The organism is Bradyrhizobium sp. 14AA (assembly GCF_054185205.1).
The window spans coordinates 112,613-131,889 of record NZ_JAVAYM010000027.1; the positions used below are offsets into that span (position 1 = coordinate 112,613).

Consider the following 19,277-nt stretch of genomic DNA (forward strand, 5'->3'; position numbering starts at 1 on the left):
CAGTGTGACGCGCCACCAAGAAGAACAACAGGTAAGGTCACGCCATGGAAGCTCGCGTATCTGCCGCATCCCTCTCTCCGCGCCCATGGTCTCCACCTCCCGACGCCGCCGATATCGTCAAGGGCATCCACGCCATGCTGCACCCGCACAACATCGTGCTGGTCGGCGCGACCGACAAGCCCGGCAACTATGCCGAGCGCATCTGGAACAATCTGGTTAAATACGGCTACGAGGGCGGGCTCTATCCGGTCAACGCCAAGCGGGACACCATCTGGGGTGTCCCCTGCTATAAGGACTTTGCGAGCCTCCCGGAAAAGCCCGATCACGTGCTGGTGCTGGTGCCCGCACGCTTTGCCGTGCAGGTGATCCGCGACGCCGCCGCCGCCGGCGCGCGTTCGGCCACCATCGTCACCTCCGGCTTCAGCGAGCTTCAGGATGACGAGAGCCAGAAGCTCGCCGCCGAATTGCAGGCAGCCGTGCGCGAAACGGGACTTGCGGTCACGGGGCCGAACTGTCTCGGCAATTTGAGCGCGGGCGAAAAGCTCTTCACCAACATCGACGACCGTGTCGTCACCATGGAACAGGGCGCAGTGGCGATTGCCGGGCAATCCGGCGCCATTGTCATGGCGATCCGCCAGGCGCTGGAGGATCGCGGCGTCGGTGTCGGCTACATGGTGACGACCGGCAACGAGACCGGGCTCGAGACACCGGACCTGATGCGCTATTTCGCCGAGGATCCGAGCATCAAGGTGATCGTGGTCTATCTCGAGGGCGTGCGCAACACCAAGGCCTTTCGCGACGCCTGCAAGGCGGCGCGCGCCGCGAGCAAGCCCGTGATCGCGCTCAAGCTCGGCTCGTCCGAAGGCGGCCGTGCCGCGGCGATGGCGCATACCGGCGCGCTCGCGGGCTCGATCGAAACCTTCGACGCCATTGCGACACGCGAAGGCGTCATCCGGGTCGGCGGGCTCGACGAGCTGATCGAGACCACCGAATGCTTCGTTCATTCCGCTGTGCCCAAAGGCGACAGGCTCGCCGCGGTGACGCTGTCCGGCGGCAAGCGCGGCATGCTGCTCGATGCCTTCTATGCCGAGGGCCTGAATTTTGCGCCGCTGAGCCCGCATGTGGGCTCGGAGCTGGCAAAAATGCTCGGACCGGGCTCGATCGTCGGCAATCCGCTCGACGCCGGCTTTGCCGCGGTGGTCGATCCGTCCGTCTACATGAAATCGATCAAGCTGATGATCGACGACCCCGAGATCGACATCGTCATCATCGATGCCGAACTGCCGAAGGCGCCGCACGAGCTTCGCGAACGCAATTTGCGCATCGTCAACGAGATGGCGAGCCAGGCCGCAAAGCCCGTGATTTACATCAGCGCGATGTCGATCGGGTTCACCGAGTTCACCAAGGATTTGCGCAAATCGCTGCCGCATCTGGCGGTGATGCAGGGCATGGACCGCGCGGTAACCGCGATCAAGTCGCTGCTGGACTATGCCAGGCTGCGCAAGGAAGTGCCTGACATCGTTTCGAGCTCGAAGCCTGCCGCGCGCGCCATACTGGAGAAGGCGTTGACATCGGCAAGCGGTGCCGCGCTCGACGAGGTCGCCTCCAAGAAGCTCTTGAAGGCCTATGGCATCCCGATCTCGAAGGAGGCGATCGCACGGACGGCGGCCGAGGCGGCGAAGATCGCCAAGCAGATCGGCTTCCCGGTCGTGGCCAAGGTCGTCAGCGCCGAAATCCTGCACAAGTCCGACATCGGCGGCGTGGTGCTGAACCTCAACGGCGCGGCGGAGGTGAAGAAGGCATTCTCCGACATCACCGCGCGCGTGGCGAAGCTGAAGGGCAAGCCGAAGCTCGACGGCATTTTGATCGCACAGCAGGTCAAGGCCGACCTCGAGCTTGTGGTTGGCGCCTCGCTCGACGCCGAGATGGGGCCGGTCGTGCTGTTCGGCACCGGCGGCATCGACATCGAGCTGATGAAGGACGTCGCGCTCGCCGGCGCGCCGCTGGACGAGGCCGAAGCGCGGCTCCTGATCGGGCGTACCAAGGCCGGGATCAAGATGCGCGGCTATCGCGGCAGGCCGGCCCTGCACGAGACCTCCGCGGTGAAAGCGCTGGTCGGCCTGTCCAATTTGATCGCGGATGCCGGCGACCGGATCGCCTCGATCGACATCAACCCGTTCCTGATCAACGCCAAAACGGGCGTCGCCGTCGATGCCCTGATCGTGCTGAATAACGCTGCGGCAAAGCGCGCAGCAGGGCATTGAAAGCGTAGGGCGGATTAGCGCAGCGTAATCCGCCATTTTGCGCGGCGGGCGATAGAAAACGGCGGGTTACGCTTCGCTAACCCGCCCTACGTACCATCGCGGGCTCCTTCCAACTTCCCCGCTTTGGCCGTAGAATCGCACCTCATGGCACGCGCGAGCAATCTTGTGATCGGAACGGTAACGCTGGCGGTGATCGCCGTGGCGTTCGGCGGCGTGCTCGGCGTGCAGAAATGGCGCAGCATCCAGAGCCGCAGCCAGCTGCGCGTGGTGTTCGAGGGCGGCTCCGCCAGCGGCCTGCGACGCGGTGGGCCGGTCAATTTCGACGGTGTCCCCGCGGGCCAGATCCTGTCGATCAAGCTGGACAATCCGCGCAGGATCGTGGCGCTGGTCATGCTCGACAACACCGCGCCGATCCGCAAGGACACCGTGGCGGGCATCGAGTTCCAGGGCCTCACCGGCGTTGCCGCGATCTCGCTGATCGGGGGCGCCCCCTCCGCGCCGCCGGTGCCGCTGGACTCGGACGGCATCCCCGTGCTGACCGCCGATCTCAGCGACGCCGAGTCCATCGTCGACACGCTGCACAGCGTCGATCGCACGATCGTGAGCAATGCCCCTGCAATCAAGGAGGGCCTTCGCACCTTCGAGATCAATACCGCCGATCTCAGGAGCAAGGGCGGCGAGATTGATTCCGTCATGGCCAAGGTCGACACCGCCTTCGCGGGCTTCGACAAGGCGGTCACGAAGATCGAAAGCGTGGTGCCCGGCTTCGCCGACGGCAAGGCCGACGAGCTGTTCGAGAAAATACAGGGACTGCACGAGCTGGCCGACACCATGAAGAAGAAATCGGCGGGCTATCTCGAGGATATCCGTCGCTCCCTGCTCGACGTCAGCGAGGCCGCCAACAAGATGAGCGGGACACCCGCGCCCGCCGCCGCGCCGCGCCCACCGCGCAAGCCGACGCAACAGAAGAAGCAGTAGCGGCCTTCTCATCCCATGGAGAGGGAAGGGCACTGAAGTCTCCACGGCGTCATGCCCGGGACAAGCCCGGCATGACGACCTTTGTGCTCTCACCTCACCAAGCGTAGCGTACGAGGCCCTTGCCGGCGTAGGAGCGGGTGACGTTCGAGAACTCGCCCTCGAAGGTCGCCGATGCGGACCAGCCGTTCATCCAGTTCATCTGCACCGACGCCGTGGTCAGAGCGGAATCGCGCGCTTGCGCGGCACCGTTCACGACGAAGGCCGATCCCGGCAGGGTCTGGAACACCGCGCCGACGGTGCGGTCCGGATTGTAGTCATGCGCCCAAGCGACGCGGCCGCGCAGGGTCATCAGACCGCCGGCAGCGGCAAATGATCTGTCCGCGCGCAGGCCGAGTTCGGTGCGGGTGCTGGTCACGTCCTTGGCGGCATAGTTGAGCGCGAAGACGTTGCTGCCGACCACCGCGAACTCCGAATATTTCGGAAGGCTGAACATGGTGGCCTGGAGCGCCGCATAGGGTGTGAGGCCGATCCACTGCGTGGCATGGCGATAGCCGCCCTCGATGCGGCCCGAGACGGCGTTGGCGTTGAACTGCGCGCGCAGCTGGTCGAATCCGGCGGCGGTGACGATCCGGTTGGTGGTGACGTCCTGCCAGCCATAGGCCAGCGCGGCCGTGATATAGGCTGGGCCTGCGGTGTGACGTACGAAGGCGCCGGCCTGGAACAGGTCGGAGCGGCCCCAGCCGAGCCCGTTGACGTTGAAGCCGGTACCACCGCCAGCAAGCGCGAAGCCGGCAATCGTCGATGGCGAGAAGCGATAGTCGAGGCCGACCGCCGTGCCATAGACGCTGCTGCTGGTGCTGTTGGAGCCGAGCGCGACGTTGCCGTCAGTGGTCTGGGAGCCGCCGTAGCCGGCCGCCCACACATCCCAGCGCTGTTCGAACGTCGCAGCCGGTCCCTTGCGATAGATCGAGGCGAAGGCGTCACGCGCGCTCTTGTCATGTGCGCCCTTGCCGGTCGCGGCATAGGCATTCGCGTTCGCCTCCTCGGAGAGCGGCGTCGCGCCGGGCGCGCCGCTCCGCCCCGAACCGAACACGTCGGTGAGCAGGCCGAGGAACATGTTCATCGCGTTGAAGGTCGCCTGCTGCGAACCTGCCGCCGACTCGCCGGAAGCCTGCGTCAGGCCCGCCGGCGAGAGATTGGCGAGCGCGACGGGAAGGCTGCCCGTGCTGTTGAAAAACTTCGTCAGCACGTTGGCAACGTTCTGCTGGTTGACATTGAGACCACCGCCATAACCCAATGCAAGGTCGAGATAGACGTTGTTGAGATCGTAGCTGAGCGTCGCATGCAGGTTCGACGAGAGGCCAGAAACAGCGGGATTGAACGAATCCGGCAGCGTCATCCCCGCGTTGAGGATCGTGTAGTGCTTGGCGATCGAACCGATCGGAACGACGACGACGGTGGCGCCGCCGAGCGTCGCCGTGCCGGTGACGACCGCAAGGCCGTTGCTGGCGCCCGAGACCTGCACCATGTAGCTCGACGCGCTCGTGAACGTGAGATCGCCGGAGACGGTGAGCGTCCCGGTCGGATTGCCCGGCGCCAGCGTGCCGCCGTTGACGGTGGTCGTACCGACCGTGCCGACGCCGCCGAAGGTGCCGCCGGCTGCGACGGCGACGGTGCCGTTGATGGTGCCGGACAGCAGAAGCGTGCCGCCGAGCACGTTCCAGTCCTGATTGCCGGTGCCGGTCAAGGTCCAGGTCGAGCTGTCGACCTTGTTGAAGGTCGTGAAGCCGTCATACTGGAGGCCGGCGCCGATCAATCCGAGATCGAACGTATCCTTGCCGGTGCCGCCGAGCTGGAAGGTGTCGGTACCGGCACCTAGTACGAAGCCGTTGATGACGCTGCCGGGGCCGAGCGTGAGCGTGTTCGGGCCGCAGCTGCAGAAGTCGATTGCGGCGAGGCCGGTCGCAGCGTTGATCGTTCCCGAGTTGAAGACATTCGCCCCGCCATTCAACATGATGCCGACACCGCTGGCTCCGACAGTGATGGTGCCGGTATTGACGACATCATTGGTGGTGCTGAACGTGTTCACGAGGATGCCGGCGCCGGCAGCGCCGACGACGATCGTGCCCGTATTGGTAACGGTGTTGGAATCACCGAACGCCACGAGGCCTTGGGCGAAATCGCCACCCGTGATCCGTCCGCTATTGGTGATCGTGGAGAACGAGCCCGAATAAGCGAGACCCGAGCCGCCGACACCCACGTTGATCGTACCACTCTGGCTGACGATGGCCCGATCACCCTGCACCGAAATGCCCGCCGACCCGCTGTCGCCCGCCGTGATCGTACCGCCGTTGGTCACCCTGGCGTCGTCGCCCTGCACGGCAATGCCGACGCCAGAGTCGCCGGCCGTAATCGTGCCGAAATTGCTGGCGGCCTGGAAGTTGCCCTGCATGAAGATGCCGGCGGCGTTCTGCCCGACCGTAATCCTGCCGGTCGCCGTGTTGGTGACCGTGTTGTTGTCGTTGATCGCGAGAATGCCGCCGGAGAAGCCGGAGGAATCGCCGACCGTGATCGTGCCCGCGTTCGTAATGGTCGCGCCACCGACCGCGTAGATTCCCATCGAATCGGCAACGCCGGTGATCGTGCCCGTCGCAGCATTGCTGATGGTGTTGTTCTGGCCGGAGAAGATGCCGACGCCCGACGCGCCGATCGACAGAGCGCCGCTGTTGGTGACGGTGTTGTTGTCACCGATCGAGATTGCGGCCCCGCTGTCACCCGTCGTGATCGTTCCGGCATTGGCGATGACGTTGTGATCGACCGCCAGGATGCCGCGACCGCTGTCGAGCACCGTGATGGCACCATTGTTGGTCACGGTGTTCGCGTTTTCGACACCGATACCAATCAGGCCCGAGCCTGCCGACAGTGTCCCGTTATTGGTGACGGTGCTGGAATCGTTGACGCCGATCGAGACCGTGCCATTGTCATTCACGGTCGCGCCGGACAGCACGTTGACATTGAGGCTGTTGATTCCGCCTCCGGCCTGAAAGCCGTCCGCGTCGGTGCCGCTACAGGTCACGGTCTGGCCGCTCGTGGCCGGATCGGGCGCACATAGCGCGTTGGCCGGCGTGGTCCAGAGGCCGAGGCCAACGAAAAGAGCCGATACACTGACGAGCAACACGGCGCCGCGCCGGCGCAGTCGACCCTGCCGCCTCGATAGCCCGCCCCTCACGTCACGCTCTCCATTCCCCAGCATCTGCACCGGGGAACTTAGGCCATGAGGTGGCGCCGTAGAACTACGGCGCCACCCGAATGCGTCCGTTTGGCACACAACCGAAGCAGAATCCCGCTGTCATGTTGCAACCGCGCCACGGTTTTGCAGGCACCGCCGTCATTCGCGCCTGGGAAATGCCGGGGCGCACCAAACTGATGTTGACGGCCGTTCACAAGAATAGCCGATCAGCCAGGCTGGATCGCGTGCCCGGCCTCCGGCGCCAGCGATGGTTCAGTAGTTGGATGCCGCCGCCTCATTCGGGATGCCGTCGATCGGGCATTCGTCGGTGCCCGGCGTCGCGCGTGTCATGGCCTCGACCATGTCGCGCGTTCCTTCAGGATCGGCGATCCAGTTCTTGTAGAAATCATACGGGCAGGCCGCGACGCCGCGCGGGCTTTCGCCGGAATTGATCATGCCGGTATAGCCGCGGTGGACCAGCTTATAGAGGTGGTTCTGCGACTGACCATTGCGTCGCGCATCGCGAATGAGATGTTTCGAGAGCTGGGCGTACTGGATGCCGTAATCCTCCTCGCCGCATTCGCCGAGCGTGCGGCCATCGAAGCCGATGATGGCGGAGTGGCCGAAATAGGAATAGACGCCGTCGAAGCCGGCGGCGTTGGCGACTGCGACATAGACATTGTTGGCCCAGGCCATGGCTTTCGAAATCAGAACCTGCTGCTCCTTGGCCGGATACATGTAACCCTGGCAGCGCACGATCAACTCGGCGCCCTTCATGGCGCAGTCGCGCCAGATCTCCGGATAATTGCCGTCGTCGCAGATGATCAGGCTGACCTTGAGGCCCTTCGGGCCATCGGAGACATAGGTGCAATTGCCGGGATACCAGCCCTCGATCGGCACCCACGGCATGATCTTGCGGTACTTCTGCACGATCTCACCCTTGTCGTTCATCAGGATCAGGGTGTTGTAAGGCGCCTTGTTCGGATGCTCCTCATGGCGCTCGCCGGTGAGCGAGAACACGCCCCACACTTTCGCCTTGCGGCAGGCCTCCGCGAAGATCGCGGTCTCCTCACCGGGCACTGAGCACGCCGTCTCGTACATCTCCTTGGAGTCGTACATGATGCCTTGCGTGGAGTATTCGGGGAAAATCACGAGATCCATGCCGGGCAGGCCGACCTTCATGCCGACTACCATGTCGGCGATCTTGCGCGCGTTGTCGAGCACCTCGGCCTTGGTGTGCAGGCGGGGCATCTTGTAGTTCACCACTGCGACGCCGACCGTGTCGTTGCTGCTGGAAATGTCACCGTGAAGCATCTTGAGCGCTCCTGTCTTTTATTGGTTTGAGGTCATCGCGTGCGTTATTCGCGCATGATCTTGCCGGAAAGCCGCTTCACACTTTTCCGGATCATGCGTCAGTGGCTGATCATCCAGGGCCGTGCCGTCGGAAAGCCCTTGGCGCCGCTCCTGGTCTTCGTCACCAGCCGCGCCGGCCTTTTCCTGTCCGACGAGCCCTTGTCCTTCACGGTCTTGCCCGACGAGCAGCAGCCGCAACCGGGGCCGTGGGAGGCCTTGTACTGCGCGAGCGTCTGCGGCGCGTGCGTGCTGCGCTCGTTGACGGCATGCGCCTTGCGCTTCTCCGCCGGCATGCAGAAGAAATTCGGTGCGGTCAGGATGACGCGCGGTGCCATCGTCTCGCAATGCGGACAGCTTTGCGGGTCGTCGCATTCCGCCATCGGGCGGAGATCCTTGAAGGGTCCGCAGTCGTCACAAAGATATTCATAGACCGGCATCGTTGATCCCTACGCATATGGTGACCGCGTGTGCGGAGACAGCCCTCACCCCAACCCTCTCCCCGTAAGAACAGGGAGAGGGAGCACGGCGTCATTTGTCCGGCGAGATCGGCATCTGGATATCGCCGGTGATGTGCTTGATGGGCCCCGCCGCCGACGGCATCACGTCGAAGTCGAAGATCTCGGTCGGCAGCCACAGCGTGGCGCAGGCGTTGGGTACGTCGACCACGCCGGAGATATGGCCCTGGCACGGTGCGGTGCCGAGGATCGAATAGGCCTGGGCGCCGGAGTAGCCGAACTTCTTCAGATACTCGATCGCATTCAGGCAGGCCTGGCGATAGGCGATGTGAACGTCGAGATAGTGCTGCTTGCCGGCCTCGTCGACCGAAATGCCCTCGAAGATCAGATAGTCCTTGTAGTTCGGCGTGATCGGCGACGGCTTGAAGATCGGATTCTTGATGCCGTATTTCGACATGCCGTCCTTGATCACCTCGACCTTCAGATGCAGCCAGCCGGCCATCTCGATGGCGCCGCAGAAGGTGATCTCGCCGTCGCCCTGGCTGAAGTGCAGATCGCCCATCGAAAGACCTGCGCCGGGCACGTAGACCGGGAAGTAGATCTTCGAGCCACGGGAGAGATCCTTGATGTCGCAATTGCCGCCATGCTCGCGCGGCGGCACGGTGCGCGCACCCTCGGCGCCGATCTTGGCCTTGACGTCGCCCTTGGCGCGGCCGCCATGGGCAGTCGCCGCGAACGGCGGGTTGGCGAGACCAGGCACGCGGGTCGGATTGGTCGAGATCAGCTCGGCCTCGCGCTTATTCCAGGTCTCCAGCATCTTCGGATCGGGCAGACAGCCGATCAGGCCGGGATGGATCAGGCCAGCGAAATTGACGCCGGGCACGTGGCGGGACGAGGTGTAGAGGCCCTTGATGTCCCAGATCGACTTCTGCGCCAGCGGGAAATGGTCAGTGAGGAAGCCGCCGCCATTCTGCTTGGAGAAGAAGCCGTTGAAGCCCCACAGGCTTTCCTTCATCGGGCCGACGTCGAGCAAATCGACGACGAGCAGATCGCCGGGCTCGGCGCCCTTGACGCCGATCGGACCGGACAGGAAGTGCACGATCGACAGGTCGATGTCGCGCACGTCGTCGGCGGAATCGTTGTTCTTGATGAAGCCGCCGGTCCAGTCATAGGTCTCGATGATGAAATCGTCGCCGGGATTGACCCAGGCCACGATCGGGATGTCGGGGTGCCAGCGATTATGCACCATGTCATTTTCGTAAGCCGACTTGGTGAGATCGACCTTGATCAGTGTCTCTGGCATCGAGAAGCTCCCCTTTTACACGGTTGGTTAGACGGACAGATATTTCGAGACCTGCGCGGCATCGACGGCGTCGCGCGGATCGTCGCGCACGATTTCGCCGTTCTCGATCACCAGCACACGGTCGGCGATTTCCAGCGCAAAACTGAGGACCTGCTCGGACACGACGATCGACAGACCCTTTTCGTCGCGGATGCGCTTCAGCGTGCGCGCCATGTCCTTGATGATCGACGGCTGGATGCCTTCGGTCGGCTCATCCAGCAGCAGCACCTTCGGCTTGGTGGCGAGCGCACGGGCAATCGCGAGCTGCTGCTGCTGGCCACCGGAGAGATTGCCGCCGCGGCGGCCCTTCATCTCCAGCAGCACCGGAAACAGTTCGTAGATGTCTTCAGGCACCTCCGACCCGCCCGAGACGACCAGACCGGTCTCGATGTTCTCCTTCACCGTCATGGTGGAGAAGATCATGCGTCCCTGCGGCACATAGGCGAGGCCCTTGGCCACGCGTTCGTAGCTCGGCAGAGCGCCGAGCTCGGCGCCATCCATGGTCACCGAGCCGCTTTTCGCAGGCAGGATGCCCATCAGCGACTTCATCAGCGTGGTCTTGCCCATGCCGTTGCGACCCATGATCGCAACGATCTCATTGGGCGCGACCTTGACGTTGAGCCCGTGCAGCACCTCGCTCTGGCCGTAGGCGACGTGGAGATCTGAAATTGCCAGCATCGAGATTCTCCTCAGTGACCCAGATAGACTTCGATGACCTTGGGGTCGTTCTTCACCTTCTCCATGGTGCCTTCGGAGAGGATCTGGCCCTGGTGAAGCACGGTAACCTTGTGCGCGATGTCCTCGACGAACTTCATGTCGTGCTCGATCACCAGCACCGAACGGTTCTTGATGATGCGGTTGAGCAGCTCGGCGGTCTTGGCCCGCTCCGACACGCTCATGCCGGCGACGGGCTCGTCCAGCATCAGGAGGTCCGGGTCCTGGATCAGCAGCATGCCGATCTCGAGCCATTGCTTCTGGCCGTGGCTCAGCAGATCGGCATTCACGTTCAGCCGATCCTTCAGGAAGATCATCTCGGCAACCTCGTGCACCCGGTCGCGCACGGCGGCGTCGCGGGTGAAGGTCAGCGCGCCGAACACCGAACGTCCGCGCGGATACGAGATCTCCAGATTCTCGAACACCGTGAGATCGTCATAGATCGAGGGGTTCTGGAACTTGCGGCCGACCCCGGTCTTGACGATCTCGTTTTCCTTCATCCGCGTCAGCTCCTTGCCGCGGAACTGGATCGAGCCTGAGGTCGCTTTGGTCTTGCCGCAGATCAGGTCGAGCACGGTGGTCTTGCCGGCGCCGTTGGGACCAATGATGACGCGGATCTCGTTCTCGTCGACGTAGAAGGACAGGTCGTTGACCGCCTTGAACCCGTCGAACGACACGGTCAACGCTTCGACGGCGAGCAGGAATTCCTTGGGCTGATGACCGACGAGCATGACCTATCTCCTCACTGCCAGCGTGGCATCGGCATCGTGATGACCGACGAGCATGATCTATCTCCTCACTGCCAGCGTGGCGTCGGCATCGTGGTGACCTACAAGCATGATGATCTCCTCACTCCGCCGGTGCGCCGTCGGCGACCGAGCTGTCAGTCCAGCCCTCGGGTTTCGGTTTGCGCGACGAGATCAGGCGATCGATGCGCGGCTGCACATAGTCGCCCCAGATCCCGGCAAGGCCGTTCGGGAAGGCGAGAACCACGGCGATGAACAAGCCGCCCAATCCGAACAGCCACAGTTCGGGGAAGGTCTCCGACAGGCTGGTCTTGGCGAAATTGACCAGCAGCGTGCCGTAGATCGCGCCGAGGATCGAGAGCCGGCCGCCGACCGCGGTGTAGATCACCATTTCGATCGACGGCACGATGCCGACGAAGGACGGTGACATGAAGCCGACATTGAGCGCGAACATGGCGCCGCCGATCGCCGCGAACACGGCAGCGATGCAGAAGGCGAATATCTTGAAGTTCGCGACGCTATAGCCGGAGAAGCGGACCCGATCCTCCTTCTCACGCATTGCGACCAGGATGCGCCCCAGCTTGGAGTGCCGGACGAACTGCGCGATCATGATGCAGACGAACAGGCAGCCGACCTCGAAGAAGTACAGCACGATCTTGGCGTGATCGGGCCGGATGTCCCATCCCTTCAGCGTCCGCAGGTCGGTCATGCCGTTGATGCCGCCGGTGTAGCCCTGCTGTCCCACGATCAGGATGGTCAGGATGGCCGCGACCGCCTGGGTGATGATGGCGAAATAGGTGCCGCCGACCCGGCGCTTGAACATCGCGGTGCCGATGATGAGAGCGAAGATGCCGGGCACCAGAATGATCGCGGCGATGGTGAAGGTGAGGCTGTTGAACGGCTTCCAGAACAACGGCAGCGCGGTGATCTGATTCCAGTCCATGAAATCGGGAATGCCGGGGGTCGACTGGATCTTGGTGTTCTCCACGCTCGATGCCTCGAGCTTGAGGAACATCGCCATGCAGTAACCGCCGAGCCCGAAGAACACACCCTGGCCGAGGCTCAAGATGCCGCCATAGCCCCAGCAGATCACCAGCCCCAGCGCGACGAAGGCATAGGTCAGGTATTTTGCGACCAGGTTGAGCCTGAAGACGTCGAGCGTGAGCGGCAGCACCACCACCAGGAAGACCGCGAGCACCAGAATTCCGATGAACTCCGATCGGTTGAAGAAGCGATTGTCGGTCATTGCATCAGCCCCAGTTTCTCACTTGCGGACCTTGAGGGCGAACAGCCCTTGCGGCCGCAGCATCAGGATTCCGACAACGGCGAGCAGCGTCAGCACTTTGGCCATCGAGCCCGACATGAAGAACTCGAGGGTGGATTGCGTCTGCGAGATCGAGAAGGCCGAGGCGATGGTGCCGAGCAGGCTCGCGGCGCCGCCGAACACGACCACCAGGAACGTGTCGACGATGTAGAGCTGTCCGGAGGTCGGCCCGGTGGAGCCGATCATGGTGAAGGCGCTTCCGGCAATGCCGGCGATGCCGCAGCCGAGGCCGTAGGTATAGCGATCGACCTTTTCGGTGTTGATGCCGACGGCCCCGGCCATGATGCGGTTCTGCACCACCGCGCGGACCTGTCGGCCCCAGCGCGACTTGTACATCACGTAGGCGACGGAGACGGTGATCAGCACGGTGAGACACATCACGAAGACGCCGTTGATCGGCACTTCGATACTGTCGGTCACGTGCAGCGACCCGAGCATCCACTGCGGCAGATCGACGCCGACCTCGCGCGCGCCGAACACGGAGCGATAGGCCTGCTGCAGCATCAGGCTGAGGCCCCAGGTCGCGAGCAGCGTGTCGAGCGGACGCTTGTAGAGATGCCGTATCAGCGCCCATTCCACCAGCATTCCCAGCGCACCGGATGCGACGAAGGCGAGGATCATCGCGAGGAAGAAGTAGCCGCTGAACAGGCTCGGCATGTAAGTCTGGAACAGATTCGAGGTCATCCAGGTGACGTAGGCTCCGAGGATCATGAACTCGCCATGGGCCATGTTGATGACGCCCATCTGGCCGAAGATGATTGCCAACCCCAGCGCCATCAGGACGTAGACCGAGAACAGAATCAGTCCTGCAAAACCCTGCATGACGAAGATGGAACCAAGATCACCAAGCGAGTAGTCGCCGAACATCGATGTCCTCCGTCGGGATGAGGGCCCCGCGTCGCGAGCAGGTTCGCGACGCGGGGGTCTTGGGCATGGACTTGCGATCCACGCCAGGGAGCGGCTTTGCCTTCAGGGAAACGGCGACCGACGCCGCGTCTCTTACTGGTATCCCTTGGGGAACGGATCCGGCTCGACGAGATCAGCGGTCTCGTAGATCAGCTCGAACTGGCCATCGAGCTTGGCGCGACCCACCCGGGTCTTCGACCAGAGGTGATGGTTCTCGTGGATGCGCACGTACCCTTCCGGCGCCCCCTTGAACTCGACGCCCGGCGAGGCCGCCGCGATCTTGTCGACGTCGAAGGAGCCGGCCTTCTCCACCGTCAACTTCCACAGCCACGGGCCGAGATAGGCAGCCTGGGTGACGTCTCCGATGACCGTCTTCTCGCCCCAGGCTTTCTTGAAGGCCGGCACGAAGGCCTTGTTGTTCGGATTGTCGAGCGACTGGAAGTACTTCATGCAGGCATAGGCGCCCGCGATGTTCTCGCCGCCGATGCCGTCGATTTCGTCTTCGGTCACCGAGATCGTCAGCAGCGCCTGCTTGGACAGGTCGATGCCGGCCGCCTTGAGCTGCTTGTAGAACGCGACGTTGGAGCCGCCGACGACGTCGGTGAAGATCACGTCGGGCTTGGTCAGCTTGATCTTATTGATGACCGAGTTGAACTGGGTGTTGCCGAGAGGGTAATATTCCTCGCCGACGACCTTGCCCTTCAGCACGTTCTCGACGTGCTTGCGCGCGATCTTGTTTGAGGTGCGCGGCCAGATGTAGTCCGAGCCGATGAAGAAGAACGATTTGGCGCCCTTCTCCTTGGCGATCCAGTTCAGGCCGGCGAGAATCTGCTGGGTCGCCTCCTGGCCGGTGTAGATCACGTTCTTGGACTGCTCGAGGCCTTCATAGAAGGTCGGGTAATAGAGCATGCCGTTATACTGCTCGACCACCGGCAGCACCGCCTTGCGCGAGGCCGAGGTCCAGCAGCCCATGATCGCCGCGACCTTGTCGTTGACCAGCAGCTTCTTGGCCTTTTCCGCAAAGGTCGGCCAATCGCTGGCACCGTCTTCCTGGATGAACTTGATCTTGCGCCCGAGCACGCCGCCGGCGGCGTTGATCTGCTCGATGGCGAGCTTTTCGGCTTCGATCGAACCGGTCTCGGAGATCGCCATGGTGCCGGTCGCCGAATGCAGGATGCCGACCGTGACTTCGGTGTCGGTGACCGCAAGACCGGTGGTGTTGACCGCGGAGGTCGCAGGGGCCTGCGCAAAGGACGCGCGTGGCAGCATCGTCATGGCCGGCACGGCGGCCATTCCCATCAATAATTTGCGCCGGAGCGGCGACAACAGGCCCTTGTTGGCTTCGTCTGACATGAGCACCCCACTTTTTGTTCGAGGACACGCGATTGGTGCCGTGAGGATGGCTCGAATTTGTGCAGCGCACGCATACGCAAGATCGCGTATACTGCACCGCAAAATACCGACGTAGGCTTTTGGTACGGGATTTGCGAGGGATCCGGGTCCGTATCGGGAGTGTGGGGTAAAAGCGTGGCAGGGCGGCAGCGAATAGACCGCGTCAGGCGCCAGTACAATCAATGGGTCGCCAACCAGACGCTGGAAGACTACGCGCTGCGCTTCACCGCCAAGAGCGCGCGGCGCTGGTCCGCCGCCCGCGTCGCCAACACCGCCATCGGCGCAATCTCCTTCCTGGTGCTCGAGGCGATCGGCGGCACCATCACCCTGAATTACGGCGTCACCAACGCCGCGGCCGCGATCCTCGTCGTCTCCGCCATCATCTTCTGCTGCGGCGTGCCGATTGCCTATCATGCCGCCAAAAGCGGCATCGACATCGACCTGCTCACCCGCGGTGCGGGCTTCGGCTATATCGGCTCGACCGTCACCTCGCTGATCTACGCCTCCTTCACCTTCATCTTCTTCGCGGTCGAGGCGGTGATCCTGGCGACCGCGCTGGAGATGTGCCTCGGCATCCCGCGCCCGATCGGCTACCTCATCAGCGCGGTCGCGATCATCCCGCTCGTGACCTATGGCATCACGCTGATCAGCCGCTTCCAGCTCTGGACGCAACCGCTCTGGGTCATCCTGCACATCCTGCCCTTCGTCGCGATCGCCTGGGCCAACCCCCACTCCTTCACGGAATGGCGTAAATTCTCCGGCGAGCACGGCGACCTCAACGGACATTTCGATCTGTTGCTGTTCGGCGTCGCCTCGTCGGTGGTGTTCTCGCTGGTGGCTCAGATCGGCGAGCAGGTCGACTTCCTGCGATTCCTGCCGCGCGACCGCCGTGCCTCGAAAGCGTCGTGGTGGATCGCGCTGATGAGCGCCGGGCCGGGCTGGATCGTGCTCGGTGCGCTGAAGCTTCTGGCCGGCTCATTCCTCGCCTTCTTTGCGCTGAGCCACGGCGTGCCGCCCGAAGAAGCCGCCGAGCCGGCGCATATGTACCTCGTCGCGTTTCGCTATGTGCTGTCCGAGCCGGACCTCGCGCTGGCCTTGACCGGCATCTTCGTGGTCCTGTCGCAGCTCAAGATCAACGTCACCAACGCCTATGCCGGCTCGATTGCCTGGTCGAACTTCTTCTCGCGCCTCACTCACAGCCATCCCGGGCGGGTCGTCTGGCTGGTGTTCAACGTGATGGTGGCGCTGCTGCTGATGGAGATCGGCGTCTACAAGGCGCTGGAGCAGACGCTGGCGCTCTATTCCAACGTCGCGATCGCCTGGGTCGGTGCGCTGGTGTCCGATCTCGTCGTCAACAAGCCGCTGGGCCTGCGTCCGCCTCAGATGGAGTTCAAGCGCGCGCATCTCTACGACATCAATCCGGTCGGCGTCGGCGCGATGACGCTTGCGATCATCGTCTCCATCGCAGCGTTCTACGGCCTGTTCGGCCCGACCATGAAGGCGCTCGCCGCCTTCGTCGCACTGACGGTCGCCTTCGTCACCGCGCCCGTCATCGCCTGGCTCACCGACGGAAAATACTACATCGCGCGCAAGCCGAAGCGGAGCTGGGCCAATATCGAGTCGATCCAGTGCTGTATCTGCGAGCACAGTTTCGAGCCGGAGGACACCACCTCGTGCCCGGCCTATGCCGGCCCGATCTGCTCACTGTGCTGTTCGCTCGATGCGCGCTGCCACGACCTCTGCAAGCCGCATGGGCGGGCGCAGGTGCAATTTTCCGCGGCACTCAGCCGAATTCTGCCGCAGCCGATCTATCAGCGGATCAACTCGCAGTTCGGCCACTATGTCGGCGTCTTCGTCGTCTCGGCGGGCCTCGTCGCGCTCGTGCTCGGACTGATCTATCTCCAGACCTCGGCGAGCGTGCACGGCGATAACATGCTCGTCTCCAACGTGCTGTGGAAGGTTTTCTTCTCGCTCAGCATCATCATCGGCGTGGTGGCCTGGCTGTTCGTGCTGGCGCAGCAGAGCCGGCGCGCCGCGGAGGCCGAGACGCGACGGCAGACGACGCTGCTGATCCAGGAGATCGACGCCCACAAGCGCACCGACGCCGAGTTGCAGCGCGCCAAGGAGGTCGCCGAATCCGCCAACCTCGCCAAGAGCCGCTATGTCGTCGGCCTCAGCCACGAGCTGCGCTCGCCGCTCAATGCCATCAGCGGCTACGCCCAGCTGCTGGAGCAAGATGCGACGCTCAACACCAAGCCGCGCGACCAGGTCCGCGTCGTCCGCCGCAGCGCCGATCACCTCTCCGGCCTGATCGACGGCATTCTGGATATCTCCAAGATCGAGGCGGGCCGGCTGTATCTGTCGCGCGACGAGGTGCGCTTGAGCGAGTTCCTCGACCAGCTCGTCGGCATGTTCCGCCTACAGGCCGCCGCCAAGGGCATCGACTTCGTGTTCAGGCGGCCGGCGCATCTGCCGCTCGTCGTCTACGCCGACGAGAAGCGGCTGCGTCAGGTGCTGATCAATTTGCTCTCCAACGCGATCAAGTTCACCCAGACCGGCAGCGTCCATTTCGTCGTGCATTATCGCAGCCCCGTTGCGGAGTTCGAGGTGATCGACACCGGCCCCGGCATCCAGGGCGACGATCTCGAGCGCATCTTCGCACCCTTCGAGCGCGGCGCGCTCGGCGTCTCGCAGCCGCAGACCGGCACCGGGCTCGGCCTGACCATCAGCCGGCTGCTCGCCGGCGTCATGGGCGGCGACATCAGGGTCATGAGCACGGTCGGCACCGGCAGCACCTTCAAGGTCAAGATCCTGCTGTCGGAGGTCACCAATCCGCAGCGCATCGCACCGGTGGAGGCGCCGGTCTCCGGCTATCACGGCGCGCGCAAGACCATCCTCATCACCGACGACGACCCTGTTCATCGCGACCTGCTGCGCGAGGTGTTGACGCCGCTCGGCTTCATCCTGCTCAGCGCTCCCGACGGCGCCGGATGCCTCGCGCTGGCGCAGCACTGCCGGCCCGATCTGTTCCTGCTCGATATCTCCATGCCGACCATGGACGGCTGGGCCGTCGCGGAGGCCCTGCGCGCAAGCGGCCATCACCAGGCGCGCATCCTGATGGTATCGGCGAGTGCGCTGGAGGCTCACGGCACACCGCTGGCGCAACCCTTTCACGACGGCTATCTGATGAAGCCGATCGACATCCCGCGGCTCTTGGAAACCATCCGCCAGCTTCTCAAGATCGAATGGCAGTACGGCTCCGATGAGATCGCGGTACCGTTCTGGCGGCCCGAGAGCGGATCGAAGCCGCCGGCTCGGCACATCGAGGCGCTGATCGGGCTCGGCCGGATCGGCTACGTCAAGGGCATCCAATTGAAGCTGGACGAGATCGGCAGCGAGCATCCGGAGCACGCCGACTTCGTCGCGCAGATGCGGTCGCTGGTCGACCGTTTCGATCTCGACCAGTACATGACCACATTGAAGACGTTGCATGCGCATGAGCATTGAGTCGAAGAAGCGCGACGTCGCGCTCGTTGTGGATGACTCCCCCGAAACGCTGCGGTTGCTCACCGACGCGCTCGATGGCGCCGGGATGACGGTGATGGTGGCGCTCGACGGCGCGGCCGCGATGCGCATCGTCGACCAGATCACGCCCGATATCGTGCTGCTGGATGCCGTGATGCCCGGGATCGACGGGTTCGAGACCTGCCGCCGGCTGAAGCGCGATGCGGGCCTCGCCAACGTCCCCGTGATCTTCATGACAGGTCTTGCCGAGACCGAGCACATCGTGCGCGGTCTGGAGGCCGGCGGCGTCGACTATGTGACCAAGCCGATCGTGATCGAGGAGATGCTGGCGCGCATCCGCGTCCATCTCGGCAACGCCCGCCTGACGCAGAGCGCGCGCGCCGCACTCGACGTATCCGGCCGCTTCCTGTTCGCCGTCAACCGGCAGGGCCAAATCCTCTGGGCGACCCCGCAGGCACAAAAGCTGCTGGCCGATCATCACGGCGCGCAGGCCGACGATTTCGTCCTGCCGCTATCATTGCTGCAATGGCTGGAGCAAGCCAAAGGCAAGGGCAGCGCAAAGTCGCAAGCCGCCTCCCTGCCCGACAATCCGCAACTGCGGTTCTACTACATGGGTGAAACCGCGCCGAACGAGTTCCTGTTGCGGCTGTCCAGGGAAAGCGGCACGGCGCCGCCGGTGGAATTCACCAGCGAGCTCGGCCTCACCACCCGTGAAGGCGAGGTGCTGGCCTGGCTCAGCAAGGGCAAGACCAACCGCGACATCGCGCAGATCCTGGGTTTGAGCCCGCGCACGGTCGACAAGCATCTGGAACAGATCTACGCCAAGCTCGGGGTCGAGAACCGCACGGCCGCGGCGGCGATCGCGGCCAATGCGACGAGAAGGAATTCGTAGCAACGTTGCGGATGAGTTGCAATGCCGCTCACCGAACAACCAGTGTCGTCCTGGACAAGCGAAGCGCAGATCCAGGACCCATTACCACAGGGGGTGGTTTGGCGAAGACCCGTGGTGACCAGCTCGCACCACGACTCATCCCTGGGGTAATGGGTCC

13 protein-coding genes are annotated in these 19,277 nt (G+C 63.6%); 4 read left to right on the plus strand and 9 right to left on the minus strand.

Features of this window, described 5'->3' with window-relative positions; all coding sequences use genetic code 11:
* The first annotated feature begins 44 nt into the window (after nt 1–44).
* Together RAD15_RS35955 and RAD15_RS35960 are read left to right on the plus strand one after the other, a co-directional pair.
* Entirely contained in the window at nt 45–2,264 is a 2,220-nt protein-coding gene (locus tag RAD15_RS35955) for an acetate--CoA ligase family protein (protein ID WP_458183454.1), read from the plus strand.
* 144 nt (nt 2,265–2,408) lie between these two features.
* The gene (locus RAD15_RS35960) at nt 2,409–3,242 is read left to right on the plus strand and encodes an MlaD family protein (protein ID WP_458183455.1); all 834 of its coding nucleotides are present in this window, start codon (nt 2,409–2,411) and stop codon (nt 3,240–3,242) included.
* Nucleotides 3,243–3,336: 94 nt separating this feature from the next.
* On the opposite strand, the gene RAD15_RS35965 is transcribed toward RAD15_RS35960, so the two are convergent.
* The 9 genes from RAD15_RS35965 to urtA all read right to left on the minus strand — a co-directional run bounded on the left by RAD15_RS35965 (nt 3,337) and on the right by urtA (nt 14,664).
* Entirely contained in the window at nt 3,337–6,471 is a 3,135-nt protein-coding gene (locus RAD15_RS35965; protein ID WP_458183456.1) for an autotransporter outer membrane beta-barrel domain-containing protein, read from the minus strand.
* A 273-nt stretch (nt 6,472–6,744) separates the two neighbouring features.
* The gene (locus RAD15_RS35970; RefSeq protein WP_458183457.1) at nt 6,745–7,785 is read right to left on the minus strand and encodes an aliphatic amidase; all 1,041 of its coding nucleotides are present in this window, start codon (nt 7,783–7,785) and stop codon (nt 6,745–6,747) included.
* Between the two features lie 98 nt (nt 7,786–7,883).
* The gene (locus RAD15_RS35975) at nt 7,884–8,261 is read right to left on the minus strand and encodes an FmdB family zinc ribbon protein (RefSeq protein WP_458183458.1); all 378 of its coding nucleotides are present in this window, start codon (nt 8,259–8,261) and stop codon (nt 7,884–7,886) included.
* A gap of 91 nt (nt 8,262–8,352) precedes the next feature.
* The gene (fmdA, locus tag RAD15_RS35980; RefSeq protein WP_018316778.1) at nt 8,353–9,582 is read right to left on the minus strand and encodes a formamidase; all 1,230 of its coding nucleotides are present in this window, start codon (nt 9,580–9,582) and stop codon (nt 8,353–8,355) included.
* A 27-nt stretch (nt 9,583–9,609) separates the two neighbouring features.
* Nucleotides 9,610–10,299, minus strand: a complete 690-nt coding sequence (urtE, locus tag RAD15_RS35985; protein WP_458183459.1) for an urea ABC transporter ATP-binding subunit UrtE — start codon at nt 10,297–10,299, stop codon at nt 9,610–9,612.
* Between the two features lie 11 nt (nt 10,300–10,310).
* Entirely contained in the window at nt 10,311–11,066 is a 756-nt protein-coding gene (gene urtD / locus RAD15_RS35990) for an urea ABC transporter ATP-binding protein UrtD (protein WP_143842796.1), read from the minus strand.
* Between the two features lie 118 nt (nt 11,067–11,184).
* Nucleotides 11,185–12,327: an urea ABC transporter permease subunit UrtC gene (urtC, locus tag RAD15_RS35995; RefSeq protein ID WP_458183460.1), complete on the minus strand. Its 1,143-nt coding sequence runs from the start codon at nt 12,325–12,327 to the stop codon at nt 11,185–11,187.
* A gap of 18 nt (nt 12,328–12,345) precedes the next feature.
* Nucleotides 12,346–13,272: an urea ABC transporter permease subunit UrtB gene (urtB, locus tag RAD15_RS36000; protein WP_458183461.1), complete on the minus strand. Its 927-nt coding sequence runs from the start codon at nt 13,270–13,272 to the stop codon at nt 12,346–12,348.
* A 132-nt stretch (nt 13,273–13,404) separates the two neighbouring features.
* A complete protein-coding gene (urtA, locus tag RAD15_RS36005; protein WP_458183462.1) occupies nt 13,405–14,664 on the minus strand; it encodes an urea ABC transporter substrate-binding protein in 1,260 nt (419 codons plus the stop codon).
* Between the two features lie 174 nt (nt 14,665–14,838).
* On the opposite strand from urtA, the gene RAD15_RS36010 reads away from it, so the two are divergent.
* Both RAD15_RS36010 and RAD15_RS36015 read left to right on the plus strand, forming a co-directional pair.
* Nucleotides 14,839–18,210 carry a hybrid sensor histidine kinase/response regulator gene (locus tag RAD15_RS36010; RefSeq protein WP_458183463.1) on the plus strand — a complete coding sequence of 1,124 codons (3,372 nt, stop codon included), beginning with the start codon at nt 14,839–14,841 and terminating at the stop codon, nt 18,208–18,210.
* Nucleotides 18,194–19,120, plus strand: coding sequence for a response regulator (locus RAD15_RS36015; protein WP_458183464.1), 927 nt, complete (start codon nt 18,194–18,196; stop codon nt 19,118–19,120). Before RAD15_RS36010 ends, RAD15_RS36015 begins: the two co-directional genes overlap by 17 nt.
* Nucleotides 19,121–19,277: the final 157 nt, after the last annotated feature.

What these genes read in the sequence shown, in the direction of transcription:
- RAD15_RS36015 (WP_458183464.1), top strand. Translation starts at nt 18,194, where the DNA reads ATGCGCATGAGCATTGAGTCGAAGAAGCGCGACGTCGCGCTCGTTGTG.
- RAD15_RS35955 (WP_458183454.1), top strand. Translation starts at nt 45, where the DNA reads ATGGAAGCTCGCGTATCTGCCGCATCCCTCTCTCCGCGCCCATGGTCT.
- fmdA (WP_018316778.1), bottom strand. Translation starts at nt 9,582, where the DNA reads ATGCCAGAGACACTGATCAAGGTCGATCTCACCAAGTCGGCTTACGAA.
- urtB (WP_458183461.1), bottom strand. Translation starts at nt 13,272, where the DNA reads ATGTTCGGCGACTACTCGCTTGGTGATCTTGGTTCCATCTTCGTCATG.
- urtC (WP_458183460.1), bottom strand. Translation starts at nt 12,327, where the DNA reads ATGACCGACAATCGCTTCTTCAACCGATCGGAGTTCATCGGAATTCTG.
- RAD15_RS35960 (WP_458183455.1), top strand. Translation starts at nt 2,409, where the DNA reads ATGGCACGCGCGAGCAATCTTGTGATCGGAACGGTAACGCTGGCGGTG.
- urtD (WP_143842796.1), bottom strand. Translation starts at nt 11,066, where the DNA reads ATGCTCGTCGGTCATCAGCCCAAGGAATTCCTGCTCGCCGTCGAAGCG.
- urtA (WP_458183462.1), bottom strand. Translation starts at nt 14,664, where the DNA reads ATGTCAGACGAAGCCAACAAGGGCCTGTTGTCGCCGCTCCGGCGCAAA.
- urtE (WP_458183459.1), bottom strand. Translation starts at nt 10,299, where the DNA reads ATGCTGGCAATTTCAGATCTCCACGTCGCCTACGGCCAGAGCGAGGTG.
- RAD15_RS35975 (WP_458183458.1), bottom strand. Translation starts at nt 8,261, where the DNA reads ATGCCGGTCTATGAATATCTTTGTGACGACTGCGGACCCTTCAAGGAT.
- RAD15_RS35970 (WP_458183457.1), bottom strand. Translation starts at nt 7,785, where the DNA reads ATGCTTCACGGTGACATTTCCAGCAGCAACGACACGGTCGGCGTCGCA.